Source organism: Actinomycetota bacterium, assembly GCA_035759705.1.
Lineage (GTDB): Bacteria > Actinomycetota > CADDZG01 > JAHWKV01 > JAHWKV01 > JAJCYE01.
The window spans coordinates 11475-34264 of sequence record DASTUJ010000108.1; the positions used below are offsets into that span (position 1 = coordinate 11475).

The 22790-nt window shown below is 63.7% G+C and carries 24 protein-coding genes; 6 read left to right on the forward strand and 18 right to left on the reverse strand.

Annotated features, from left to right (window positions below; translation table 11 throughout):
• Window positions 1-3 precede the first annotated feature (3 nt).
• The 9 genes from atpD to VFV09_07560 form a co-directional block, all read right to left on the reverse strand.
• Window positions 4-1458: a F0F1 ATP synthase subunit beta gene (gene atpD / locus VFV09_07520; protein HEU4867560.1), complete on the reverse strand. Its 1455-nt coding sequence runs from the start codon at window positions 1456-1458 to the stop codon at window positions 4-6.
• Between the two features lie 57 nt (window positions 1459-1515).
• Entirely contained in the window at window positions 1516-2400 is an 885-nt protein-coding gene (locus tag VFV09_07525; GenBank protein HEU4867561.1) for a F0F1 ATP synthase subunit gamma, read from the reverse strand.
• Between the two features lie 21 nt (window positions 2401-2421).
• Window positions 2422-4122, reverse strand: coding sequence for a F0F1 ATP synthase subunit alpha (atpA, locus tag VFV09_07530; GenBank protein ID HEU4867562.1), 1701 nt, complete (start codon window positions 4120-4122; stop codon window positions 2422-2424).
• 30 nt (window positions 4123-4152) lie between these two features.
• Window positions 4153-4692: an ATP synthase F1 subunit delta gene (gene atpH, locus VFV09_07535; GenBank protein ID HEU4867563.1), complete on the reverse strand. Its 540-nt coding sequence runs from the start codon at window positions 4690-4692 to the stop codon at window positions 4153-4155.
• Window positions 4689-5243 carry a F0F1 ATP synthase subunit B gene (atpF, locus tag VFV09_07540; GenBank protein ID HEU4867564.1) on the reverse strand — a complete coding sequence of 185 codons (555 nt, stop codon included), beginning with the start codon at window positions 5241-5243 and terminating at the stop codon, window positions 4689-4691. The genes atpH and atpF overlap by 4 nt, the downstream gene beginning before the upstream one ends.
• An 11-nt stretch (window positions 5244-5254) precedes the next feature.
• Window positions 5255-5527, reverse strand: a complete 273-nt coding sequence (gene atpE, locus VFV09_07545) for an ATP synthase F0 subunit C (protein HEU4867565.1) — start codon at window positions 5525-5527, stop codon at window positions 5255-5257.
• A gap of 40 nt (window positions 5528-5567) precedes the next feature.
• Window positions 5568-6380, reverse strand: coding sequence for a F0F1 ATP synthase subunit A (atpB, locus tag VFV09_07550; GenBank protein ID HEU4867566.1), 813 nt, complete (start codon window positions 6378-6380; stop codon window positions 5568-5570).
• A 12-nt stretch (window positions 6381-6392) separates the two neighbouring features.
• Window positions 6393-6878 (reverse strand): hypothetical protein, encoded by a 486-nt coding sequence (locus VFV09_07555; GenBank protein HEU4867567.1) that lies wholly within the window; start codon window positions 6876-6878, stop codon window positions 6393-6395.
• A gap of 335 nt (window positions 6879-7213) precedes the next feature.
• The gene (locus tag VFV09_07560; GenBank protein ID HEU4867568.1) at window positions 7214-8329 is read right to left on the reverse strand and encodes an MraY family glycosyltransferase; all 1116 of its coding nucleotides are present in this window, start codon (window positions 8327-8329) and stop codon (window positions 7214-7216) included.
• Between the two features lie 84 nt (window positions 8330-8413).
• Between VFV09_07560 and glyA the strand changes: the two genes are divergently transcribed.
• Entirely contained in the window at window positions 8414-9673 is a 1260-nt protein-coding gene (gene glyA, locus VFV09_07565; GenBank protein HEU4867569.1) for a serine hydroxymethyltransferase, read from the forward strand.
• Window positions 9674-9682: 9 nt separating this feature from the next.
• Here the strand turns inward: glyA and VFV09_07570 are convergent, their stop codons facing one another.
• Window positions 9683-10018 carry an ATP-binding protein gene (locus tag VFV09_07570; protein HEU4867570.1) on the reverse strand — a complete coding sequence of 112 codons (336 nt, stop codon included), beginning with the start codon at window positions 10016-10018 and terminating at the stop codon, window positions 9683-9685.
• Between the two features lie 182 nt (window positions 10019-10200).
• On the opposite strand from VFV09_07570, the gene VFV09_07575 reads away from it, so the two are divergent.
• Complete coding sequence (locus VFV09_07575; protein ID HEU4867571.1) at window positions 10201-10464, forward strand: hypothetical protein; 264 nt, start codon at window positions 10201-10203, stop codon at window positions 10462-10464.
• Between the two features lie 18 nt (window positions 10465-10482).
• On the opposite strand, the gene rpiB is transcribed toward VFV09_07575, so the two are convergent.
• The 6 genes from rpiB to rpmE form a co-directional block, all read right to left on the reverse strand.
• Window positions 10483-10950, reverse strand: a complete 468-nt coding sequence (rpiB, locus tag VFV09_07580; protein HEU4867572.1) for a ribose 5-phosphate isomerase B — start codon at window positions 10948-10950, stop codon at window positions 10483-10485.
• Between the two features lie 33 nt (window positions 10951-10983).
• Window positions 10984-11535: an L-threonylcarbamoyladenylate synthase gene (locus VFV09_07585; protein HEU4867573.1), complete on the reverse strand. Its 552-nt coding sequence runs from the start codon at window positions 11533-11535 to the stop codon at window positions 10984-10986.
• 8 nt (window positions 11536-11543) lie between these two features.
• The gene (prmC, locus tag VFV09_07590; GenBank protein ID HEU4867574.1) at window positions 11544-12401 is read right to left on the reverse strand and encodes a peptide chain release factor N(5)-glutamine methyltransferase; all 858 of its coding nucleotides are present in this window, start codon (window positions 12399-12401) and stop codon (window positions 11544-11546) included.
• Window positions 12401-13465 carry a peptide chain release factor 1 gene (gene prfA, locus VFV09_07595; GenBank protein HEU4867575.1) on the reverse strand — a complete coding sequence of 355 codons (1065 nt, stop codon included), beginning with the start codon at window positions 13463-13465 and terminating at the stop codon, window positions 12401-12403. The genes prmC and prfA overlap by 1 nt, the downstream gene beginning before the upstream one ends.
• A 67-nt stretch (window positions 13466-13532) precedes the next feature.
• On the reverse strand, window positions 13533-14534 hold the full coding sequence (locus VFV09_07600) for a DUF1385 domain-containing protein (GenBank protein HEU4867576.1): 1002 nt from the start codon (window positions 14532-14534) through the stop codon (window positions 13533-13535).
• Window positions 14535-14560: 26 nt separating this feature from the next.
• On the reverse strand, window positions 14561-14785 hold the full coding sequence (rpmE, locus tag VFV09_07605; protein HEU4867577.1) for a 50S ribosomal protein L31: 225 nt from the start codon (window positions 14783-14785) through the stop codon (window positions 14561-14563).
• Window positions 14786-14875: 90 nt separating this feature from the next.
• On the opposite strand from rpmE, the gene VFV09_07610 reads away from it, so the two are divergent.
• Window positions 14876-16093 carry a cysteine desulfurase gene (locus VFV09_07610; protein ID HEU4867578.1) on the forward strand — a complete coding sequence of 406 codons (1218 nt, stop codon included), beginning with the start codon at window positions 14876-14878 and terminating at the stop codon, window positions 16091-16093.
• A 14-nt stretch (window positions 16094-16107) separates the two neighbouring features.
• Window positions 16108-16551, forward strand: a complete 444-nt coding sequence (locus tag VFV09_07615; protein ID HEU4867579.1) for an SUF system NifU family Fe-S cluster assembly protein — start codon at window positions 16108-16110, stop codon at window positions 16549-16551.
• 3 nt (window positions 16552-16554) lie between these two features.
• On the opposite strand, the gene VFV09_07620 is transcribed toward VFV09_07615, so the two are convergent.
• The gene (locus VFV09_07620; GenBank protein ID HEU4867580.1) at window positions 16555-18564 is read right to left on the reverse strand and encodes a hypothetical protein; all 2010 of its coding nucleotides are present in this window, start codon (window positions 18562-18564) and stop codon (window positions 16555-16557) included.
• Between the two features lie 248 nt (window positions 18565-18812).
• On the opposite strand from VFV09_07620, the gene VFV09_07625 reads away from it, so the two are divergent.
• Window positions 18813-21527 carry an MMPL family transporter gene (locus VFV09_07625; protein HEU4867581.1) on the forward strand — a complete coding sequence of 905 codons (2715 nt, stop codon included), beginning with the start codon at window positions 18813-18815 and terminating at the stop codon, window positions 21525-21527.
• Window positions 21528-21541: 14 nt separating this feature from the next.
• Window positions 21542-22057, forward strand: coding sequence for a phenylacetaldoxime dehydratase family protein (locus VFV09_07630; protein ID HEU4867582.1), 516 nt, complete (start codon window positions 21542-21544; stop codon window positions 22055-22057).
• On the opposite strand, the gene VFV09_07635 is transcribed toward VFV09_07630, so the two are convergent.
• Window positions 22054-22790 (reverse strand): DUF523 and DUF1722 domain-containing protein (locus VFV09_07635; protein HEU4867583.1); only part of this gene is annotated, 737 nt, incomplete at its 5' end. The two genes, VFV09_07630 and VFV09_07635, sit on opposite strands and share 4 nt — an antisense overlap.

A 22790-nucleotide genomic window follows, 5' to 3' on the forward strand; every position in this document is an offset into this window, starting at 1 on the left:
TTCCTAGCCTTCCATCTTCTTGGCTTTTTCGATCGCCTGGTCGATGCCGCCAACCATGTAGAACGCCTGCTCGGGCAGGTGGTCGACCTCGCCGTCGGTGATCATCTTGAAGCCGCGGATGGACTCCTCCACCGGGACCGTCTCGCCTGGGATGCCGGTGAAGACCTCGCCGACGTAGAAGGGCTGGGACAGGAACTTCTGGATCTTGCGGGCCCGGTACACGTCCAGCTTGTCCTCTTCGGAAAGCTCGTCGATGCCCAGGATCGCGATGATGTCCTGAAGGTCCTTGTAACGCTGCAGGATTCTTTTGACCTCGTTGGCCACGTTGTAGTGCTCCTGGCCGACGTAACGGGGGTCGAGAACCCGGGAGAACGATGCGAGCGGGTCCACCGCCGGGTAGATGCCCAGCGCGAACACCTCACGGGAGAGGGCGGTGAATGCGTCCAGGTGGGCGAAGGTGGAGTGAGGAGCGGGGTCGGTGTAGTCGTCGGCAGGCACGTAAATGGCCTGGATCGAGGTGATCGACTTGCCCTTCGTCGAGGTGATGCGCTCCTGCATCTCACCCATCTCGTCGTTCAGGGTCGGCTGGTACCCCACTGCGGAAGGCATACGGCCGAGCAGCGTGGAGACCTCGGAACCGGCCTGCACGAAACGGAAGATGTTGTCGATGAACACCAGCACGTCACGTCGTTCGACATCACGGAAGTACTCGGCCATGGTCAGCGCCGACAGGGCGACCCGAAGGCGCACGCCCGGAGGCTCGTCCATCTGGCCGAACACCATGGCGACCTTGGAGAGGACCTCCTCGCCGGCCTCGTTCATCTCCAGCCAGAGGTCGTTGCCCTCACGGGTGCGCTCCCCCACGCCGGCGAACACGGAGTAACCACCGTGGGCCTGGGCGATGCGGTAGATCATCTCTTTGATCAGAACGGTCTTGCCGGTTCCGGCGCCGCCGAGCAGGCCGATCTTGCCGCCGTTGACGTAGGGCTCCAGCAGGTCGACGACCTTGATGCCGGTAACCAGCATCTCGGTCTTCGGCTCGAGCTCGTCGAAGGGGGGAGGCGTGCGGTGGATGCCCCAGCGCTCACGAAGGTCGAGCTGCTCGTTCGGGGTGTCCAGGCAGTCGCCCAGCACGTTGAAGACGTGGCCGAGAGTGCCGGGACCGACGGGGACACTGATCGGCCCGCCGGTGTTGGTGACCACTGCGCCGCGCTTGATGCCGTCGGCGGGGGCCATGCAAATCGCTCGTACCAGGCCCTTGCCGATGTGGGCGGCTACCTCGGCTACCAGGACCTCCTGGCCTCCGCTGACGCTGCGCTCCAGGGTCAGGGCGAAGTGGATCTCGGGAAGGCCCTCGGGCGGGAAGTCGACATCGATAACGGGGCCGATGACTGCGACCACGCGTCCCTGGGGCAGATCGCTCCCGCCTTGATCGGTTTTCAAATCGTCAGCAGCCATTACCATTTTCGTCGCTCCTTCAAATTGCCTTAGGTCAGTTCTTGGGGGTCGGGGTGCCTACTTCTTGCCGCTGAGGGCCTCTGTTGCACCCACGATGTCTGCAATCTCATTGGTGATCTCAGCCTGCCGGGCCTTGTTTGCCCGCAGCTGGTAGCTCTTGATCAGCTCTTCCGCTTTGTCGGTGGCGCTCTTCATCGCCCGCATGCGAGATGCGTGCTCGGAGGTGGACGACTCCAGCAGCGCGCCGTAGATCTTCACCTCGACGTACCTGGGCAGCAGGGCGTCCAGCAGCTGCTCCGGCTCCGGCTCGAACTCGAAGACGGCCGACGGGGTGTCCGAGGCCTTGTCGTCGGAGTCCTCGGCCTTCGGTACCGGCAGGATCTGCTTCACCGTGGCCCGCTGAACCGCCGCCGAGAGGAACTCGGTGTAGGCCATCATCACCATGTCGAGATTCCCGGAGACGTAGTCCTCGATGATGTCCTTGGCGATCACCTTGGCGTCGGCGTAGGTCGGCTTGTCGCTCATGCCCGAGAACCCGGCCTGCAGCGGGACCTGGCGGAACTTGAAGAAGTTCGCGCCCTTGCGGCCCACGGAGGTGACCATGGCCGTGCGGCCGGCCTGGCGGTGCCTCTCGGCCACCCGCTGGGCTTCCCGCAGCACGTTGGAGTTGTAGGCCCCGGCCAGTCCGCGGTCGCCGGTGAGGACGATCAGGCCGACGTTGGTGATGGGGTCCCGCTCCGCCAGCAGCGGTGAGGACTTCGCCTCGCTGGCCAGCATGGAGATCATCTCGCCGATGGCGCGGGCGAACGGGCGAGCCCGCTCGGTCCTGGCCTGAGCTTTGGCGATACGGCTGGCTGCGATCAGCTGCATGGCGTTGGTGATCTTTTTGGTCGACTCGACCGTCTTGATCCGCCTGCGTATATCCCGTGCTTTTTCTGCCATTTGGTCTGTGTGCCCTCGTCCTTATGCTTCTTCGGACATCTCTTCGGTGTACTCGGGGTCGGCAGATGCAGCCGTGTCCCCGGTTACCTCAGCCTCTTCGACGGGTGCCGCTGCGGCTGCCGGGGGAGCCTCTTCAGCCTTCGGTGCGGCTGCGGGCTTGACGCCGGGAACCTTCGGCTCGGCAGCGGTGAAGTTCTCCTTGAACTCCTCGATCGCCTTGCGAAGCGCCTGCTCGATCTCTTCCGGGAAGTCGCCCTTGGTCCGGATGTGCTCGTAGATCTCCGGAGCGCGGGTGCCGACGTAGTCTCGAAGCCCGGTGTCGAACTCGATGAGCTCGGTCATCGGGACGTCGTCCAGGTACTTGTTGGATCCGGCGAAGATCGAGACGGCCTGCTCCTCGACTGGCATCGGGCTGAACTGGCCCTGCTTCAGCAGCTCGGTCAGGCGGGCGCCACGGTTCAGCTGTGCCTGCGAGGCTTTGTCGAGGTCCGATCCGAACCCGGCGAACGCCGCCAGCTCACGGTACTGGGCCAGCTCGATCTTCAAAGGTCCGGCGATCTTCTTGATCGCTTTGATCTGGGCTGCGCCACCCACCCGGGAAACCGAGGTACCGACGTTGATGGCCGGCCGGAAGCCCTGGTAGAACAGGTTGGCCTCGAAGAAGATCTGGCCGTCGGTAATCGAGATGACGTTGGTGGGAATGTAGGCGGAGAGGTCTCCCTCTTTGGTCTCGATGATCGGCAGAGCGGTAAGCGATCCGCCGCCCAGCTCGTCGGAAAGACGAGCGGACCGCTCCAGCAGGCGGGAGTGAAGGTAGAAGACGTCGCCCGGGTACGCCTCACGGCCCGGAGGCCGGCGGAGCAGCAGGGAGATCTGGCGGTAGGCGTCGGCCTGCTTGGAAAGGTCGTCGTACACGATCAGGACGTCCTCGCCCTTGTACATCCAGTGCTGGCCGATGGCGCAGCCGGAGTACGGAGCCAGGTACTTGAAGGCGCCGGGGGCGGAAGCGGGGGCGTTGACCACGCAGGTGTACTCGAGGGCGCCGGCCTCCTTCAGGCCGTTCAGCACCTCGGCCACCGTGGAGTTCTTCTGGCCGATGGCAACGTAGATGCACTTGACCGCCTTGTCGGTTCCCCAGTACTGCTTCTGGTTGACGATGGTGTCGATGGCGACGGCCGTCTTGCCGGTCTGCCGGTCCCCGATCAGGAGCTCTCGCTGGCCCCTGCCTACGGGAATCATGGCGTCGATGGCCTTGATGCCGGTTTGAAGCGGCTGGGTCACCGGCTGGCGGTTGATGACCGAGGCCGCCTGCAGCTCCAGCTCACGGGTGCCTTCGAGCTTCGACTTGTCCAGCGGGCCCAGGCCGTCGATCGGGTTGCCCAGCGCGTCGACCGCACGACCCAGGTAGGCGTCGCCCACCGGAATCGAGAGCACGTTGTGGGTCTGGGTTACGGGCATGCCCTCTTCGATTGCGTTGGCGTCACCCAGGATGACGACACCAAGCTGCTCGGGCTCGAGGTTCAATGCGATGCCGATCAGGTCCCCAGGGAACTCCAGCATCTCGTTCGCCACGACGTTCGGAAGCCCGACGACGCGGGCGATACCGTCGCCGGCCTCGATGACTCGTCCGACTTCCTGTTGAGTGGTCGAGGGCTTGAAGTTTTGGAAGAGGTTGTTTAGCGCAGTCTTTACCTCATCCGGTCCTATGGTCAGATCGGGCATCAGTTCTCCTCTTAAGTACGTTTGCTTGAGTTAGTCCACCCCGAGGTGCTGCTTGAGCTGAGCGAGCTTGCCGCGGACGGTGCCATCGATGACGATGTCGCCCACCTTGGCCAGCACGCCGCCGATGACGCTCGGGTCCACGATCGACTTCACGTCGACGTTGCGCCCGGTTGCAGACTTGAGGGCCTCGGCGATCGCTTCCCTCTGTGCGGAGTCAAGGGGGATGGCCGAGCGGACCTCGGCCACCTCCTTGTTGGATTCCACGGCGGTGATCTTGGACAGCTCGTCCGCAATCTCCACCAGCTCACGGGCCTTGCCCTGACTGATCACAAAACGAATTGCGTTCAGCGTGTGGGGCGACGCCTGCTTGCCGAGCAGCTCCTCCAGCAGCGCCTCCTTCCCCGAGAAGGGGATGGCGATGTCGGTCAGCGCCCGGCGGAGCTCGTTGTGGGACTCCACCGCACGGGCTACCCGGAACAGCTCGTCCGAGACGCGGCTGACATCGCCTTCAACCTGCGCGATCTCGTAGAGAGCCCGGGCGTAGCCTTTTACTCCGGTTGTGTCGCTCACGCCTTGGCCGCCTCGCTCTTGCGAATGTCGGCGATGAAGCCGTCCACCAGGTCACGGTGGGACTCGGGGTTCAGCTCACGCTGAACGATCTGTCCCGCAATCGTGGTCGACCACTCCGTGAGCTGACCTTCCAGCTCGTTCAGGATGCGCTCCCGCTCACCGGCAAGCTGCTTGCGAGCCTTGTCGACGATCAGGCGAGCGTCGCCTTCGGCCCGGGCGATCAGGTCCAGACGGACCTTCTCCGCTGCGCCGCGGGCTTCCTCAACCATCTGCGAGGTCTCCTCACGAGCTGCAGCAACCCTGCTCTTGTACTCGGCGAGGATCTTCTCGGCCTCGGCCCTGGTTGCCTCCGCTGCCTTGATCTCGTCGGCGATCTTGCGCTCCCGGTCGGCAAGGCCTTCCTGCAGCTTCGGAAAGACCTTCTTGGACAAAAGGAAGAGCACGGTCAGAAAGGCAACTGCGGTCCAAACGACGAGTCCCCACTGAGGCTCGAAGGGGTTGAATCCCCCTTCGCCCTCAGCGGCTTCTGTAGCTAGTAGTACCCATTGCATTTGCAGGCCTCCTAGAAGATGCCCAGAAGAAGGAGCAGTGCGACGATCAGGCCGTAGAGAACCTGCGCCTCGGCCAGTGCGAATCCGACGAACATCAGACCCTGCAGCGTGCTGCGTGCCTCCGGCTGCCGCCCGATGCCCTCGAGGCCCTTGGACCACAGAATGCCGATACCCGTGGCGCCTCCGCCTGCTGCCAGGCCGATGGCCAGACCGGCTCCGAGCTGCTGGAGCCCCTTGTCGGTCATGCCGGTCGCAGCTTCCTGCGCCAGATTTACAACGCTCAAATCTTTCTCCTTTCGATCTTTACCGGGCCGGTAGCGAGAATTAGTGGCCCGGGTGAAGTGCGTCGTTGATGTAGATGGTGGTCAGGAAGGCGAAGATCACGGCCTGGATGAAGGCCACGAACAGAGCAAACGCCGTGAAGATGATCATGAAGAGCAGCGAGATCGGCAGGATGCCGTAGATCACTGCACTGCCTGCCGCCAGGAAGATGAAGCCGGCGAAAACCAGCAGCATCAGGTGGTCGGCGAGCATGTTGGCGAAAAGTCGGACTGCCAGCGAAAGCGGGCGAGCCAGCTGCGAGATGACCTCGATGGGAACCATCAGCGGGAGCATGGCCTTCGGGATGTCCGGCGGCACCAGCGTCTTGACCCAGAACTTGAGGGCTCCGTTCTTCGCCATGCCGATGACGACGGCCATGATGTAGATCATGAGCGCCAGGGTGGCGGTGACGAAGATGTTGGCCGTGGCGGTGAACCCGATGTACGGGATGAGACCGACCGCGTTCAGGAAGAAGATGAAGAAGAAGACCGTGCCGACGAACGGGAACCAGGTCTTACCGTCTTTGTTGTTCATCACCGAGTAGACGATGTTGACCTTCACGAAGTCGATCATGACCTCGATGATGTTCTGGATGCCGCTCGGGACCAGTTGGCGCTTCTTAGCAGCCATCGCGAAGACCAGGACGCACAGGAAGGCAGCCAGCCAGATGTTGACCACTGCGTTGGTGGGAGAAAGGTCGATGCCCCCGATTTCCCAGTGCGGAGCCCAGCCGTAGTGGTGCGGCGACAGGTGCCCTGTTAGCTCGGTAAACGGTGACTCTTCGACAGCTTCTGCCTGTGTTGCCAAGAACGCCAAACCAAGTTCCTCCTAACCGATGATTCCCCGCGCCCTCAATTGCTTGAGCGCCCGGGGTGCCTCTGTCACTACGAGAATCAACCAGCACGCTGCCAGCGCCAGCAGGTAGGCCCGCGTGGCGGACTCCCCAAGGGTCAGGAACAGCGCGATCCCGGTACCGACGATCGCTCCCAACCGCAGCGCTGCATATCTGGTGACGTGCGGGTCGAACGTACTTTCTTCAAACTTTCGGAACACGTGCGACCGGACGTACCCGATCACGTAGACCGCGGCCGCCAGGCAACCGGCAAAAGCTCCGACGGCAGCTTCGTTACCGTCGGCCCCCAGAGCAACGATGGCTGCGATGGCTCCCACCGTAAAAGCCTTGATCAAAACTCGTCTCGCGGTTGCCGATGCAGGCTCTTTGACCGGGGCTACGACTTCGGCGGCAGCGCTCTCGGGTTCGACAGCTACGCCCTCAACCGATTCCTGCTCAGTCGTTGCCTTTGTCTGTTCCATATGTCCTGTAGAGCCTCAAAACTCCTGCTGCGCCGCCCATCAGAGCGAAGACAAAAAGGAAGATCACTCGCGTGTTCAACCAGCTGTCGATCAACCAACCCAGAAAGGCGCCCACGGCGGTCGTGGCGACAAGTTCGAACGCCAGCCCCATCGCGTTGCCGTAATGCGACGTTAGAGGAGGCTTAGGTTCGTTGGGCATCAGGTCTTGGCACCCAGGCGCGAAATGCCGCTCGCGAATCCGCGAACTTCAAGACCGGACCGTGAACTGTCCACATAGTAGTCGGGATTCGACTTTTCCGGCAAACGCGGCCTCGCTGAAATGCCCGGCTTCAGTGTCAAAGTGACCGGCCGCTCAGCTTCGGAAGAGCGGTGTACAGGACCATCCCCAGGGCCGCCGCTGCAAACGGCAGCATGTAGACCGGCGCAAACGACAGCGCAAGGGTCATTCCAGCGATCACCGCGGTCCATGCGTACATGATCAGGACCGCCTGGCGGTGTCCATGGCCTATCTCCAGGAGCCGGTGGTGCAGGTGCTCCTTGTCCGGGTGGAACACCGGCAGGCCCTTCTTGGCCCGGCGGATTATCGCCAGAGCCGTGTCCAGCAGCGGGATCGCCAGGACGATCAACGGGATGGCCAGCGGCAGGTAGAACAGGAAGGCGGCCGAGATGTCCGACTGGTTCTGGGTGGCCGACCGGCCGACCCCCGCGACGGTCGAGGTCGCAAGAAGAAACCCCAGGACCATGCTCCCGGAGTCACCCATGAAGATCTTGGCCGGGTTGAAGTTGAACCGGAGAAATCCGATCGTCACACCGACAATCACTGCGGAGATGAGCGCCGCCGTCGGCTCGGGGCCGGCCAGCCCCTGAAGCCGGAGCTGGTAGGTGTAGACGAAGAACGTGGCGGCGGCGATGGCCGTGACCCCGGCCGCAAGGCCGTCCAGCCCGTCCATGAGGTTGACCGCGTTCACGATCAGAACGATCCAGGCGATGGTGGCGAGGGCGGACACGTCGGCCGACATCGACAGCGCTCCGACCCCCCGGAAGGGAACCCGGAAGTACTCGAGCCGGACACCGCTGAGGAAGACGAAGCCGGCCGCCATCAGCTGGCCGGCCAGCTTCATGGGGGCGCCGAGGCCCTTCAGGTCGTCGACCACGCCAAGAATGAAGATGATCGTGGTGCCGATGATGATGGCGAACAGCTCGGGCGCCGGCCACACGAACAGCGGCCGGAACGACCCGCTGAACGGCTGCTGGAACGACGCAAACGCCAGTGCGACTATGAAGCCGATGAACATGGCGATGCCGCCCAGGGTTGGGGTAGGCACCGCGTGGACCTTGCGGTCGTTCGGCACATCCACCGCGCCCACCCGCCGGCTGAACGTCAGAACTGCGGGGGTGGCGATGTAGGTGACCAGGGCCGCAACGCCCAGGACCATCAGGTAAAGGGTCATCGGCCGACATTCTATTCCCGGCTTCAGCCGTCGCTCGCAAATGCATTTGACCGCACCCACCTGCAGCCTTACCGTTCTTCCTACATGGACAAGTACTGGGCAGCCCTCGAGCAGACCGATCCGGACATCGCAGGGCTGATCACCGGTGAGGCCAAACGGGAAGCCCAGACCATCCGGCTGATCGCCTCCGAGAACTACGTCTCCGAAGCGGTCCTCGCCGCCACCGGGTCCCTCCTCACCAACAAGTACTCCGAGGGCTACTCGGGAAAGCGCTACTACGAGGGCCAGCAGTTCATCGACCCTATCGAGGACCTGGCGGTCCAGCGGGCCAAGGACCTGTTCGGCGTCGAGCACGCCAACGTGCAGCCCTACTCCGGCTCGCCGTGCAACCTGGCGGTCTACCTGGCCTTCCTGGAGCCCGGCGACACGGTCATGGGCATGGCGCTGCCGTCGGGCGGGCACCTGACCCACGGGTGGAGCGTCTCCGCCACCGGCCGCTGGTTCCGGGCCGTGCAGTACGGAGTGCGCAAGGACAACCACCTCATCGACTACGACGAGATGCGGGACCTGGCCATCAAGGAGAAGCCCAAGCTGATCTGGGCCGGCGGCACCGCCATCCCCCGCCAGATCGACTTTGCGATCTTCGCCGAGGTCGCCAAGGAGGTCGGAGCGGTCTTCGCCGCCGACATCGCCCACATCGCAGGCCTGGTGGCCGGCGGAGCCCACCCCTCACCGGTCCCCCACGCCGACGTGGTCACAACCACCACCCACAAGACCCTCCGCGGCCCCCGGGGCGCCATGGCGATGTGCCGCACCGAGCACGCCAAGGCGATCAACTTCGCAGTCTTCCCCGGCCTGCAGGGCGGTCCCCACAACCACACGACGGCCGCCATCGCGGTCGCATTGAAGGAGGCGTCGCAGCCGGCCTTCAAGGAGTACGCCCACCAGATCGTCGCCAACGCCAAAGCGCTGGCCGCCGCCCTGACCGCCCGCGGCTTCGACCTGGTCTCCGGCGGCACCGACAATCATCTGATCCTCATCGACCTGACCAACAAGGGGGTGTTCGGCAAGCCGGCCGCCAAAGCGCTTGACCGGGCCGGCATCGAGCTCAACTACAACACGGTCCCCTTCGACCCCCGCAAGCCGTTCGACCCCTCCGGCATCCGCCTCGGCACCCCGTCGGTGACCACGCGGGGCATGAAGGAGCCGGAGATGGAGCTGATCGCCGGCTGGATGGACCGGGTCGTCTCCTCCCCCGAGGACGACGACCTCTCGAAGAAGGTCTCGGGCGAGATCTCCGAGCTCTGCCGCAGCTTCCCGGCCCCGGGGACTCTCAGCTCCTAAGCCGCCGGCTCACGGGTCCACGGTCAGCTCCGCCCACACCTGCGACGTGCCCGCATCCACCCCCCATTCCGTGCTCAAGCGGTCGAGGAGGAGCAGCCCCCACCCGCCTCCTTCTCCGGCCTTACGGCGCGGAATCTGCTGGGGATCGTAGAGGGGGCCCGGCTGGCTCACGCGAAGCTTGAGAGACCCATCCGAGCGGTAGATGTCCACTCCCATCTCGTCGTCCTCGGATGAGCACCCGTGGCGGATCACGTTGGTGACCATCTCGGTCAGCACCAGACAGGCCGCGGAGAAGTCGCTTCCCGACAGGGGAGCCGAGAGCTGGCGAAGCATGCCTCGAGCCAAAGCCGTAGATTCCGATCTACAGAGAAGGCGTTGATGAAGATGTTCCAGAAATGCCTCCTCGGGCCAAGCAGATTAGTGCCGGGCTTGACCGCTATGATTAGTCCCCCGAAAGCAGGGGTTGCACACATGGCGAGAGGCCTTGGGGGGAATGCGACTTGTCAAACGTAGATGAAGACAAAAAGGTGGATGAAGCGCGGACCCTTCTGGAGAGCGTAGTTCTGCTGGAGACTGTGGCGGTTGAACGGGAAGCGAAGGCCGAAGGCATTGTCGAGTCCCTCACCGACGAGGGCATGGACGCTTCCGAGGTGGCCGAAAGGCTTGATATTCCCGATGCAGCCGTCCAGACAATGCTCGACCGCGAGCAGCCGAATCCTCCACACGAACGTATGGGCGTCTCGGAAGAGACCGTCGAGAGGCTCGACCCGTTCAAGGTCAGAGAAGCCTGAGTTTCACGAATTCCAGGGTTACGTAGCCTGCCCTGAGCCTTCGCACTCCTCCCGTTCGATCTGGTGAATCTGGTCGACCCTCGGCTGGTGGCGGCCCCCCTCGAACTCGGTGTTCAAGAACAGCTCGACTATCTCCTGTGCCATATAGGGAGTAACAATCCGGGCCCCCATCGCCAGGACGTTGGCGTCGTTGTGCAGGCGGCACATTTTTGCGGTCCACAACTCGTTGCACAGTGCCGCCCGGGCCCCGTGGACCTTGTTCGCCGCCAACTGCTCTCCCTGCCCGCTGCCGCCGAGGACTATGCCTCTCTCCGCCTCACCCTTGACCACCGCACGTGCGGCTGCCGCGCAGAAGGCCGGGTAGTCGACGGACTGCTCGGAGTCGGTGCCTAGATCCTGCACCTCGTGCCCCTTGGAGTTCAGGTACTCGACCAGGGCCGTCTTCAGGGGGAACCCGGCGTGATCGGAAGCGATGGCTATTTTCATCGTCGCACTCTATCCGATGCCGATACCGGCGCCCTAGCGCAGGATGCGGGGCTCCCCGAGCATCGAGATCACCTTGGAGGCCGGGGCGTTCAGCGTTCCGCCGTCGACGTATATCCCGGGCCCGGTCCCAAGGTCCAGGAGCACCTCCTGGAGCACGGCGGCGGTCGGGTTGCCGCTGGGGTTGGCGCTGGTCGCCACCAGCGGTCCGCAGTCCCGCAGCAGTTCGAGGGTGAACGGGTGGTTCGGGATTCGAAGGCCAACCGTGGTCCCGTCGCCGCCGATGTCGGGCACGTCGTCGGTGGACCTCACAACGATCGTCACCGGTCCCGGCCAGCTGCCCATGGCGAACTCCAGGGCGTCCTTGTCGAACTCGCCGAGGGTTCGGGCGGTCTTGATGTCGGGCACCAGTATCGGCAACGGCTTGGAGCGAGGGCGGCCCTTCAGCTTGAAGATCTTGTCGATGGCCTTCTGGCAATCCAGCCGGGCTGCGACGCCGTAAACGGTGTCGGTGGGAATGACCACCACTCCCCCCTCCTCCAGGACCTTGGCGGTCTTGTAGAGGGCGGTTTTCGACTTGCTGGACACGATGGTGGCTATGGCTTCCGCCCTTCCGCAAACCGGGGCCTGCCGGTCAGGTCGTCGGTGATCTGCACGCTCTCGTAACGCTTGCCGAACCAGATGCTGAGGTCGTTCCACTGCGACGAGCCGGCCGTCTCCATGACGAGGTGGCCCCCCGGCGCCAGCCAGTCGAACCCCTCGCGGATGATCCTGATGCACGTCGCCATGCCGGCGTCCCCGGAAAGCAGGGCCACCTCAGGCTCGTGGTCCCGCACCTCGGGGGGGACGGCGTTCAGCACCTCCTGCGACAGGTACGGGGGGTTGGACACGATCAAATCGAACTTTCCCTTCTCGGATTTTGGGAGCGGCGAGAACAGGTCCCCGAAGTACAGCTCGACGTTGGTCAAGCCCGTCTGCTCCAGGTTGCGGTCCGCCCACCTATAGGCATCTTCGCTGATCTCGGTGGCCCACACCCGGCAATCGGGCAGCTCGGTGGCAAGTGAGAGGGCAATTGCGCCGGAGCCCGCCCCGATGTCCAGGACCTGCGGGCTTTCGACTCCTTGCAGCAGCTCCAGGCACCTCTCGACCAGCATCTCGGTCTCGGGCCTGGGTACGAGCACACCGGGACCGACTTTGAGCGCCAGCTTGCGGAAGCTCTGCACGCCGGTGATGTACTGCAGCGGCCGGCCGGAGCAGCGGGCGGCGACCATCTTGTCGAGCTCGGCCGCCTGGGAGAGCGTCACCGGTTGGTCGATCCCGGCGTAAAGGTCGGCCCGGCGGGCTTCGAGGACGTGGCCGACCAGGATCTCGGCCTGGTTGCGAGCGTCCGTGATCCCCGAACGCTCCAGGTCGGAGGTGGCCAGGTCGAGCACGTTGCCTACCGTGTACCGCACTATTCGCCCGTCAGCTGCTCGGTTCTCAGTTTGGTGATCAAGGCGTCGATGAACGGGTCGAGCCCTCCGCTCATGACCTCAGGAACGTTGTGGACCGATACCTTCACCCGGTGGTCGGTAACCCGGTTCTGAGGGAAGTTGTAGGTGCGGATCTTCTCGGAGCGGTCGACGCTGCGGACCTGTCCCTTGCGGGCGGCCGAGTCCTCGGCTGCGCGGCGGTCCAGCTCGAGCTGGTGGAGGCGGGCCCGCATGATTCGCAGGGCCTTGTCCCGGTTCTGGAGCTGCGACTTCTCGTCCTGGCAGGTCACGACAGTGCCCGACGGAAGATGGGTCAGCCGGACGGCCGAGTCGGTGGTGTTGACCGACTGCCCACCGGGTCCCGAGGAGCGGAAGACGTCCCACTTCAGGTCGTTGGGGTGGATGTCCACCTCGACCTCCTCCGCCTCGGGCATCACCACAACCCCGATGGCCGAGGTGTGCAGGCGGCCCTGGGACTCGGTCTCCGGGACCCGCTGAACCCGGTGGACGCCGGCCTCGTGCTTCATCCGGGAGTAGGCGCCCTTGCCCTTGACGGCAAACGTGACCTCCTTGAGGCCGCCCATGTTGGAGGGGTTGGAGCTCAGGATCTCGGTCTTCCAGCCGCGGCGCTCGGCGTAGCCCTCGTACATCTTGAAGACCTCGCCGGCGAACAGGGCCGACTCGTCGCCCCCCTCCCCCGCCTTGACCTCGACGATCACGTCCTTGTTGTCGGTCGGGTCGGTGGGGACCAGAAGGACCTTCAGCTCCTCCTCCAGCCGTGCGGCAAGCGCCGACTGCTCGGAGATCTCCGCCTCGGCCATCTCCTTCATCTCGGGGTCGTCGGTCTCGTTCAGGAGCTTTTTGGCTTCGTCGACCTCCTCCAAGGCGGCCTTCCAGCGGCGGTAGGTCAACACCGTTGGCTCCAGCTCGGCATTCTCCTTGCCCAGCTCCCGCAGAAGGGTCGCGTTGGAGGTGATGCTGGGGTCCATGAGCTTGGCCTGGACCTCCTGGTAGCGCGTGTCGATCTCGCTCAACCGTCCGAACATCGCACCGCTCACGAATGCTTCCTTCCCAATCAGGACGCGCCTGTATCAGCCAAATTTCTATTGAAGCCTAAGCCGGCTCGACTCCCGGCAGACCCTTCTCCGGGTGCAGCAGCGGGGCCTCGACGGGTGCCTTGACCTCGTAGACCTTGACGGTCTCGGGCTCGGCGACGGCGATGCGGTTGATGACGCCCTCCATCGCGGCGATGGCGACCTCGATCTGATCGTGGGTCGGGGGGCGGGTGGTGATCTTCTGGAGCGCCAGGCCGGGGAGGCTCACGGTGCGGAAGATCACCGAGTGGTCGTTCTTTCCGGCCGCCCGGATCACCTCGTACGACAGGCCGGCGACCACCGGGATCATCAGGATGCGGGCGGCCAGCTTGAACGCCAGCGGTGCTTCGGCCAGAAGCAGGTCGGCGAGGAAGTGCCCGATGATCGCGACGAACATCACGATGAACAGGAAGTTGGTACCGCAGCGCACGTGGAGTGTGGAGTAGCGGTCGATGACCTCGGGGTCCATCGGGTCGTCGTTCTCGTAGGCGTAGATCGTCTTGTGCTCGGCCCCGTGGTACTGGAACACCCGTTTGATGTCGGGCACCAGTGAGATCAGCAGGATGTAGCCGAGGAAGAAGGTGATCCGGATGCCGCCCTCGAAGATGTTCTGGAGAAGGTCGCCCTCGACGCCGATCCGGTTACCGCCCCACTTGGAGATGAAGGCGGGGATCGTCACGAACAACGCCAGGATGATCACCATGCCGATTCCGAGGCTGGCGTTCATCGCCTTCTCGACTTTTGCGGTCTCCTCCGGGGTGTCGTCCTCCTCCTCGACGGCGTAGGAGCCGGAGATCTTGAGTGCCTTGAAGCCGAGGTTCAGCGACTCTACGAGCGTCCACACGCCCCTCAGAAGGGGCTTGCGGGTCCACTTGTGCTCCGCCCCGTAGCGGGGCAGAGGGAATGAGTGAACCGCAATCTCCTTGTTGGGCTTGCGGACGGCCACGGCCCACGACTCCGGGCCGCGCATCATCACGCCCTCCATTACGGCCTGGCCGCCTATAGAGGGTTTACTCGCCATGGGTGGTTCCTTGGCTCAAGCGGTTCCTACTCGGCGGGAGGAGCGGCGCTGGCGCGCTTGCCGTACTTGCGCTCGAATCGCTCGATCCGTCCACCGGTGTCGACCATCTTCTGCTTGCCGGTGTAGAAGGGGTGGCACTGCGAGCAAAGCTCGGTGCGCATCTCCGTCACGGTCGACCGGGTTTCAAATGTGTTGCCACAGGAGCAGTGCACCGTGGCGATCTTGTAATCGGGGTGAATTCCCGTTTTCACGTCAGTCTCCTTCAAATTCTTATTGAGTCGAGAGTAACACTCGCCGTCCAGCGGCCCTTTAGTTTTGCCGACGGGGGTAGGATTTAGAGCATGGACGCCGAAGCAATCCGCAAGGACTTCCCCGTACTTTTCCAGCAGGTCAACGGGTACCCCTTGGTCTACCTCGACAACGGCGCCACCTCCCACCGCCCCCTGGCGGTCATCGATGAGGTGAAACGCTTTGAGGAGGAGGATAATTCCAACGTCCACCGTTCGGTCCACACCCTGGGCCAGCGGGCGACGGTCCTCTTCGAGGAAGCTCGCACCAAGCTGGCGACGCTTCTGAACGCACCAAGCAACGGCTTGATCTTCACCAAGTCCGCCACCGAGTCGCTGAACCTGGTCGCCTACGCCTGGGGCCGTCACCACCTGACCGCCGGCGACGAGGTCCTGATCACCGAGATGGAGCACCACTCCAACATCGTCTCCTGGCAGCTGGCCTGTAAGGACACCGGGGCGATCATCCGGGCAATCCCAGTCGACGAGAACGGGATCCTCGACCAGGCAGCGTACGAGAAGCTGCTCTCCAACAAGACCAAGGTCGTGGCGGTCACCCACGTGTCGAACGTGCTCGGAACCATCAACCCCATCGCCGAGATGGCGGCCAAGGCCCACGAGGTCGGCGCGATCGTTGTCTGCGACGGGGCCCAGGCGGTCCCCCACATGGCGGTCGACGTTAAGGCGCTGGACTGCGACTTCTACGCCGGCACCGGCCACAAGATGTGCGCCCCCACCGGCATCGGATTCCTCTGGGGCCGGCCTTCGATCCTAGAGAACATGGAGCCCTTCCACGGCGGTGGAGACATGATCCTCGACGTGTGGATCGACCACTCCACCTACAACGACATCCCCTACAAGTTCGAGGCCGGCACCCCGCCGATCTCGCAGGCCGTGGGCCTGGGCGCTGCGATCGACTACCTGAACCACATCGGATGGGACGCCATTCGGGAGCACGAGGTGGAGATCACCCGTTACGCGCTCGACCGTCTGGCGGCGCTGCCCGACATCACCGTGTACGGCCCGAAGGACGCAGAGATAAAGGCGGGCCTGGTCTCCTTCAACATCGGAGACATCCACCCGCACGATGTCGGCACGATCCTGGACGGCAAGGGGGTCGCCATCCGGGCCGGGCACCACTGTGCCAAGCCGCTCATGCGTAAACTGGGTGTAGGCGCGACGAATCGTGCTTCTTTTTACATTTACAACACTCATAGCGATGTCGACGCCCTTGTTGACGCTCTGGAGAGTTGCCGGGAGATGTTCGGCTAAGGAGGGCTTTTCCGTTGAGCGACCTTGAAGACCTTTATAAGGAAGTAATCCTCGATCACTACCGGACACCGCGTAACCGGGCGAAGATCGAGAACGCCGACGTCCACCTGCACCGGGACAACCCGCTATGCGGAGACGAGATCGACCTGTACGTCGACATCGAGGACGGCCGGGTCACCAACGTCGGCTTCGAGGGCCGGGGCTGCTCCATCTCCCAGGCATCGGTCTCGATGATGACCGAGAAGCTCAAGGGCCTGTCCATCGCCGAGGCGGAGGCGCTGGCCAACACCTTCAAGTCGATGATGCAGGGAGAAAATGCCGAGGACGAGGACGCCCTCGGCGATCTGCTCGCGCTTCAGGGGGTTCAGAAGTACCCCGTCCGCATCAAGTGCGCACTGCTGGGCTGGAACACCTTCCTGGAAGGCGTGAAGATCCACAACGAGAAGCACGGAGCCTAACCGCTAGCAGGGTTTGCAGGCACCGGTCACAACCCGGCGGATCTCCTGGTGCAGAATTTCGTAAATAAGGTCGTTCTTCCAATACTCCACATGGGCAGCGAACAAGGTAGTGGCTTTCGGATCCTTGATGTTGCACACCTTCTTCGCCTCATCTCTCGGATTCAGGGGCTTGTCGTCGATCAAATCGACGTCGTACAGGTTCAACGAGCCGCTGATAATGTCCCAGGGCGAGTAGACGTTCATCCACCGTTCAGGCCGGCAGTCGTAGCTTTGGATCAGCGGTTGACCCGCCGATGCCAGCGCCTCCCGAGGTCCTCGCTCCCGGCAGTCGTACTGGACTGCAAACAAGAACGCCGTTTTGTCCAAAGGCGACCCGAAAGTGAGGAGCAGGGGCGTACGTTGCGCCACGCCCAGACCGGATAGCTCGGCAAAATCCGAACCCTTCTCTGCGGCCTGGTCTGACCTGATCAGTTCGTTCAAAACGTCATAGGCGATGACCGATCCAAGAGAATGACCAACCACAAAGACCTTGTCGTAATAGGGTCGGCCATCTTCGTCCTGGAGCGAGTAGACATTGCGGGCCGCCTTGGTCAGCTTTTTTTTGATCTCCTCCCGAAGCTCGTTGAACTCGTCAAGCTTGTAGGGCGAGATGTAGATAGCCACATCACCGACGTACTGAATCAGCACGCGGCGGACTGCGGCGCTGGCCCCCACCAACAAGAACCAAAAGAAGGCGTCCGGCGTCGAGTTGACGAAGTCCTGCAAAAGGTTGCCTTCGCCGGGCAAAAACGCCTTGCGGAGCGACGCACCGGCGGCAATTTCCAGCAGGATTTTCACCGTGAGCCCCACCGCCGCCAGGGCCAGGACGATGAGCCCGGCCAACAGAACGGATGAGGTCGACCTCCCTTCGATGCGTTCCTGCACGGAAGTTGGCCCCGGCCGGCCCTTGAAGTCCCGCTTAACGAGGCCGACCAGCATGACGAGGCGCGAGCCGACCCAGAACACGGCCACGGCGGCAACCAGCAGCAGGACGATCCCCTGCATGATCTCGTCGAAATTGCGAATCAGATCGCGGTCCAGCCAGCGCCGGTTAACAAAACCCTCCGGAGTCAGCTTCACGTGCCCGTAGATCATCGTGAACATGGCCACACTTCCCAACGTCGCCACGAAATAGAAAACGACAAACAGCGCCACGCTCAAAGAGCCCGTCACTTTGCCGGGAAACTTCTTTGCGATGAAAAGGAAGGCCACGACCAGGAAGGCTGCGGCTAACACGAAATTGAACGTAGTGGTCAGGTCGGTCTTGAGCGCGCTACTCAGCCAATCATCCGGCTTCCCCAAGAACGTTGAAGCCGCCGATACGAGCACGATCACGGTGTTCATTGCGATGAGGGCACCGAGTCCCACCACGGCCACCAAGAGGTACAGAACCATCCGGCCGAGCGGACTGAATCGCTGGTAGCTCCCGAACATCCACCTGACGAAACTTTTGCGCCCGTTCTTTAGACCGTTCCTTGCAGCGCCGAACAGAAACGCCACCACCTGTCGCACGGAGATTCTGCCTTCGGTGAGCGGAGCCCAATAGCCCTCGTAAACGTGGCAATCCACTTTCTGGTTCCCGCTCAGCAGGGTGAATTCAACTCGACGCAGCCAATCCTCATCCTCGAACTCGACCGACCGAACCGACAGGTCACAGTCTTGGCTCCCGTCCTCCTCCCGCAACTTGCGGGTTAGGACATCCATCGTGGAGAAGGGGACCTGCTGGCCCATCCCATGTGCCGCGAAAACCGCAATGCGACTCACCCGGGCTGCGTTGTCGTCCTTCTTTCGGACGGTGGGAACGTCGGGTGGCTGCAGCTCAGGGTTGCGTGATCGCCAGAAGAGGAGGCGGCGAAGCGGACACTCGACCGAGGGTGCCGGAACAGGCTCACACTCGCACTGTTCCTCTGGCTTCTGGAGAGCCGCAATCGCAGCCAGCACGTGATGCCTCCAACTGTGCTTGGTCTTCTCCATAGGTAGCCGAACGGGCTCCTCGCAGTTCCGGCATTGCGTCTCTGGCAGTTTTTTCATCGCCTGCCGATTCTTCGGCTCACCCATTGGATAAGCAATGCCGAAAGTACCCAGTTTCTCCCTTAAACGGCCCCATTTTGCCGTAGCCGTTCGATTCCAAATGGAACTGTTGCCGGACATAATGGGTGCCGACATCCTCGCCTGAATCCGGCGAGCTCGAGTTGACGTTTTGGTAAGCCTGGAGGTCCAAGTTGCTGGAAGGTCTCGCCCGGTTCAGCTACCGGCACAAAGTGCTCATGCTGTTCATCTGGATCGTGGTCCTCGTGGGGATTGGAGGCCTCAACCAGGCCTTCGGCGCCAAGCTCAACAACAACTTCAACCTGCCGGGCACGGAGACCCAACGAGCATTCGACATTCTCGAGGAAAAGATGCCGGGCCGAAGCGGGGACACCGGCCAGATCGTTTTTCGGGCCGAGAACGGCATCGCCGCGGTACGTGAGCGCATGGAAGCCGGATTCGAAGCTGCCGAGGAGGCCTCGGGCGAGGATCTGGCCGCCCTGATCAGCCCCTACTCACAGGAGGGCGCCCGCCAGGTGGCGCCGGCAGGGCCGTCGGCAGGAAAGATCGCCTACGCCGAACTGCAGTTCAACAAGAACTTCGCCGAGCTGCCGCTCGAGCTGTCCGACGAGATCATCGAGGCGGTCGACGAAGCGGTCGACCCGGACAGCCAGTTAACCGTCGAGTACGGCGGCCCCCCGTTCCAGGAACTGGCGCCGCCGCTCGGCAAAAACGAGCTGTACGGCCTCGGCTTCGCCGTCCTCATCCTTCTCGTCTCGTTCGGTTCGCTGCTCGCCATGGGGCTGCCGATCCTCACCGCGCTGTTCGGAGTCGGCATCGGCGTGACCGGCCTGACCCTGCTGGCCAACGTGATGGACGTGGTGACCTTCGCCCCGCTGGTCGCCTCGATGATCGGCCTGGGCGTGGGGATCGACTACGCCCTGTTCATCGTCACGCGCTACCGGAATGGGCTGAAGGAGGGTCTGAGCGTCGAAGACGCGGTGGTCAAAGCCATGACCACCGCCGGCCGGGCGGTTGTTTTCGCCGCCATCACTGTGATCATCAGCCTGCTGGGAATGTTCATCATGGAGCTGTCCTTCGTCTATGGTCTGGCGGTGGGCGCCGGCATAGCCGTACTGGTCACGATGCTCGCGTCGATCACCCTCCTGCCGGCACTTATGGCGATGGTGGGACGCCGGATCGACAGCCTCTCCATCCATTTCAAGCGCAAGGGTAAGCCGGCCAAGCCGAAGGAGTCGGCCTTCTGGTACCGGTGGAGCAGGGGCATCCAGAGACACCCGATCATCTCGGCGATCCTGTGCCTGGCGGTGCTCGGTGTTCTCGCCGCTCCCACCCTGTCGATCCGGCTGGGGAACCAGGACGCCGGCAACGGCCCCACCGAGCTGACCACCCGCCGGGCCTACGATCTGCTGTCGGATGCCTTCGGCCCCGGCTCCAACGGCCCGCTCCTGGTGGCCGCCAGCTTCGACGACTCGCAGGCTGCGCTTCCCAGGCTGACCGCGCTCGCCACCCAGCTGGCCGCCGACCCGGGGGTCGCCAGCGTCAGCCCGGTCATCCCCAACGAAACGGCCAACCCCCAGGACGCCGACGCTGCGATCATCCAGGTGATCGGCAAGTACGCCCCCCAGGACGAGAGGACCGACGAGCTCGTCCACCACCTGCGGGACGACATCATCTCCAAGGCGGACGGGGACGGCCTGGAGATCCACGCCGGCGGGCCGGCTGCAATCGGCGTCGACCTGACCGACAAGCTCACCGAGCGGCTCCCCTACTTCTTCGGTGGGGTGATCCTGCTGAGTTTCCTGCTGCTGATGATGGCCTTCCGGTCGATCCTCGTGCCCTTGAAGGCCGCCCTCATGAACCTGATCGCCATAGCGGCGGCGTTCGGGGTTCTGGTCGCAATCTTCCAATGGGGCTGGTGGCCGGCCGAGCTGATCGGAGTCGACCGCACGGGGCCCATCGCAGCCTTCACCCCGATGCTGCTCTTCGCGATCCTGTTCGGCCTGTCCATGGACTACGAGGTCTTCCTGCTCTCCCGGATCAAGGAGGAGCACGACAGCGGCAAGCCGAACGACCAGGCGGTGGCCGACGGGCTCGCCTCCACCGCCCGGGTCATCACGGCGGCTGCTGCGATCATGGTCACCGTGTTCTTCTCGTTCGTCCTGGGCGAGGACCCCAACGCCAAGCTGGTCGGCCTGGGCCTGGCGGCGGCGGTGCTGATCGACGCAACCCTCGTCCGCATGATCCTGGTGCCGGCGACCATGGAGCTGCTCGGCGAGGCCAACTGGTACCTGCCCCGGTGGCTGGACAAGATCCTGCCGAAATTCAGCATCGAAGGAGAGGAAGACGTTCCCGGACTGGCGACCCAGCAGATCGTCGACGAGGAGTCCGAGCTCGTTGCCGCCGCCCCCGAGCGGCAGTACCGCACCGTCGAGCCCCGTCCCGAGCAGCCGATGCCGAGGCACCACGCCTACCCGGCGCCGCCTCCACCGCCTGCGGCAGCGCCGGCTCGGGACGGCAGGCCGCTCCGCAAGGCACCGAGGTACGGTCCCACCGCCCTGGACCGGGTGCTGCGGGACCTGCCGTTCAAGGCCGGGGTGGGCGACGTGAGGTCGAACCTGGAGGAGGTGGCGCGGGCCACCTACAACCACTTCCGGTCCGGCGAGATCGGCCCCTCGGTCGACGTCTCCCGGGTCAGCGGGTACCTGGCGCTGGAGCAGCGCCTGGGGCGGATCGGCAGCATCACCAACCCCGAGCACGCCGCCCAGCTGCTAATCGGCGCGGTCGCCGCCAAAGCGTTGACCGCCAACGGCGACCAGTCCGGCGGCGACGACTACGCCCGGGCGGCGGTGAAGATCGTGCTGGAAGGCATCGGCAAGCGGGACTGACCAAAGGAGGAGGCGTGGGCAAATCCAGACCGAACCGGGTGACTGCGGACCTCACGCAGTACCCGGACCTGGTTGTGATCTACCTGGGGATGCGGGTCAACTCCCCGCGCGGCTTTCCCACCCTGATGAAGTTTGCGCCGCCGATCATGAAGAAGGCGTTGACCCCCACCCCGGATGGGCTTTTGCTGCACGAAAACATCACCTGGTCCCTGCTTCCTCCGCACGCCGGGTTCCGGCAGTACTGGACGGATTTCGACTCGCTCGAGAGGTGGGCCCGCTCGGGGACGCACAAGCAGTGGTGGCAGAACTTCCTCGCCGACCGCAAGGGAACCGGGTTCTGGCACGAGACCTACGCCAGGGGCCGGGAGATCGAGTCGATGTACATCGACATGCCCGGATTTGGGCTGGGCAAGTTCGCGCCCAGGGTGGAGGCCCGGGGTCCGATGTTCTCCGCCCGGCAGCGGGTCGGTGTAACCGGAGAGTCCGAGCTGGACTCGGCAACAATCGAGACGGAGATCTACGGGGACTAGACCTGGGTCCTCAGCAGGAGCTCTCTCGGCTCCGGCTCCAGATAGGTCTGCTGGTTGAAGAACGGATTCTGCTGTACTCGCACGTAGTGCCGCATGAGGGTCAGCGGGACGCTGAGCGGTACGTTCCCCTGGCGGTAGTCCTGCAGCGAGCGGGCCAGCTCCTTCGCAACCGCCGGCTCTACGTCCTTTTTGACCCCCTCAAAAATCGTCTTTAGAACGCCGAAGTGGCCGGCAGGCGTCGCCGGGGTCTTCAACGCATCCATCATCGCGGCCAGGTACCGGGCCCCCAGCTCCTCGTAGGAAAGGTCCTTGGCCTCTTTCAAGGTCTCGGCAACCTCCTCGTGCAAGCCGGGACGGTGGGCGTCCAGCTGGAGCTTGGTCTGGGCGTGCGACATCACCAGCTGCCCGACGCTGCGCTGGCTGAGGAAGAACTTCTGCTGCCGGTCGTAGGCGAATACCCGCTCCACGAAGTTCTGGCGGGCCGCGGCGTCCTCGAGCTCGGTCTCCTCGACCGTCGGCAGGGCCGGGAACTTCTCGGCCAGTGCCTTAGCGAACAGCCCGGGCTGGTCCTCGGATCCCTCAACCGGCACCTGCTTGCCGCAGCTGGGTGACCCGCTCTTCAGGATGTATCCCCTCAGCTGGACCTCGGCCAGGTCCTCGACCTTCTTGATGGAGAACCGGTTCATGGACTCGGTGTGATCGGCGCCCGAGACGGTCCCGACCATCTTCGTGC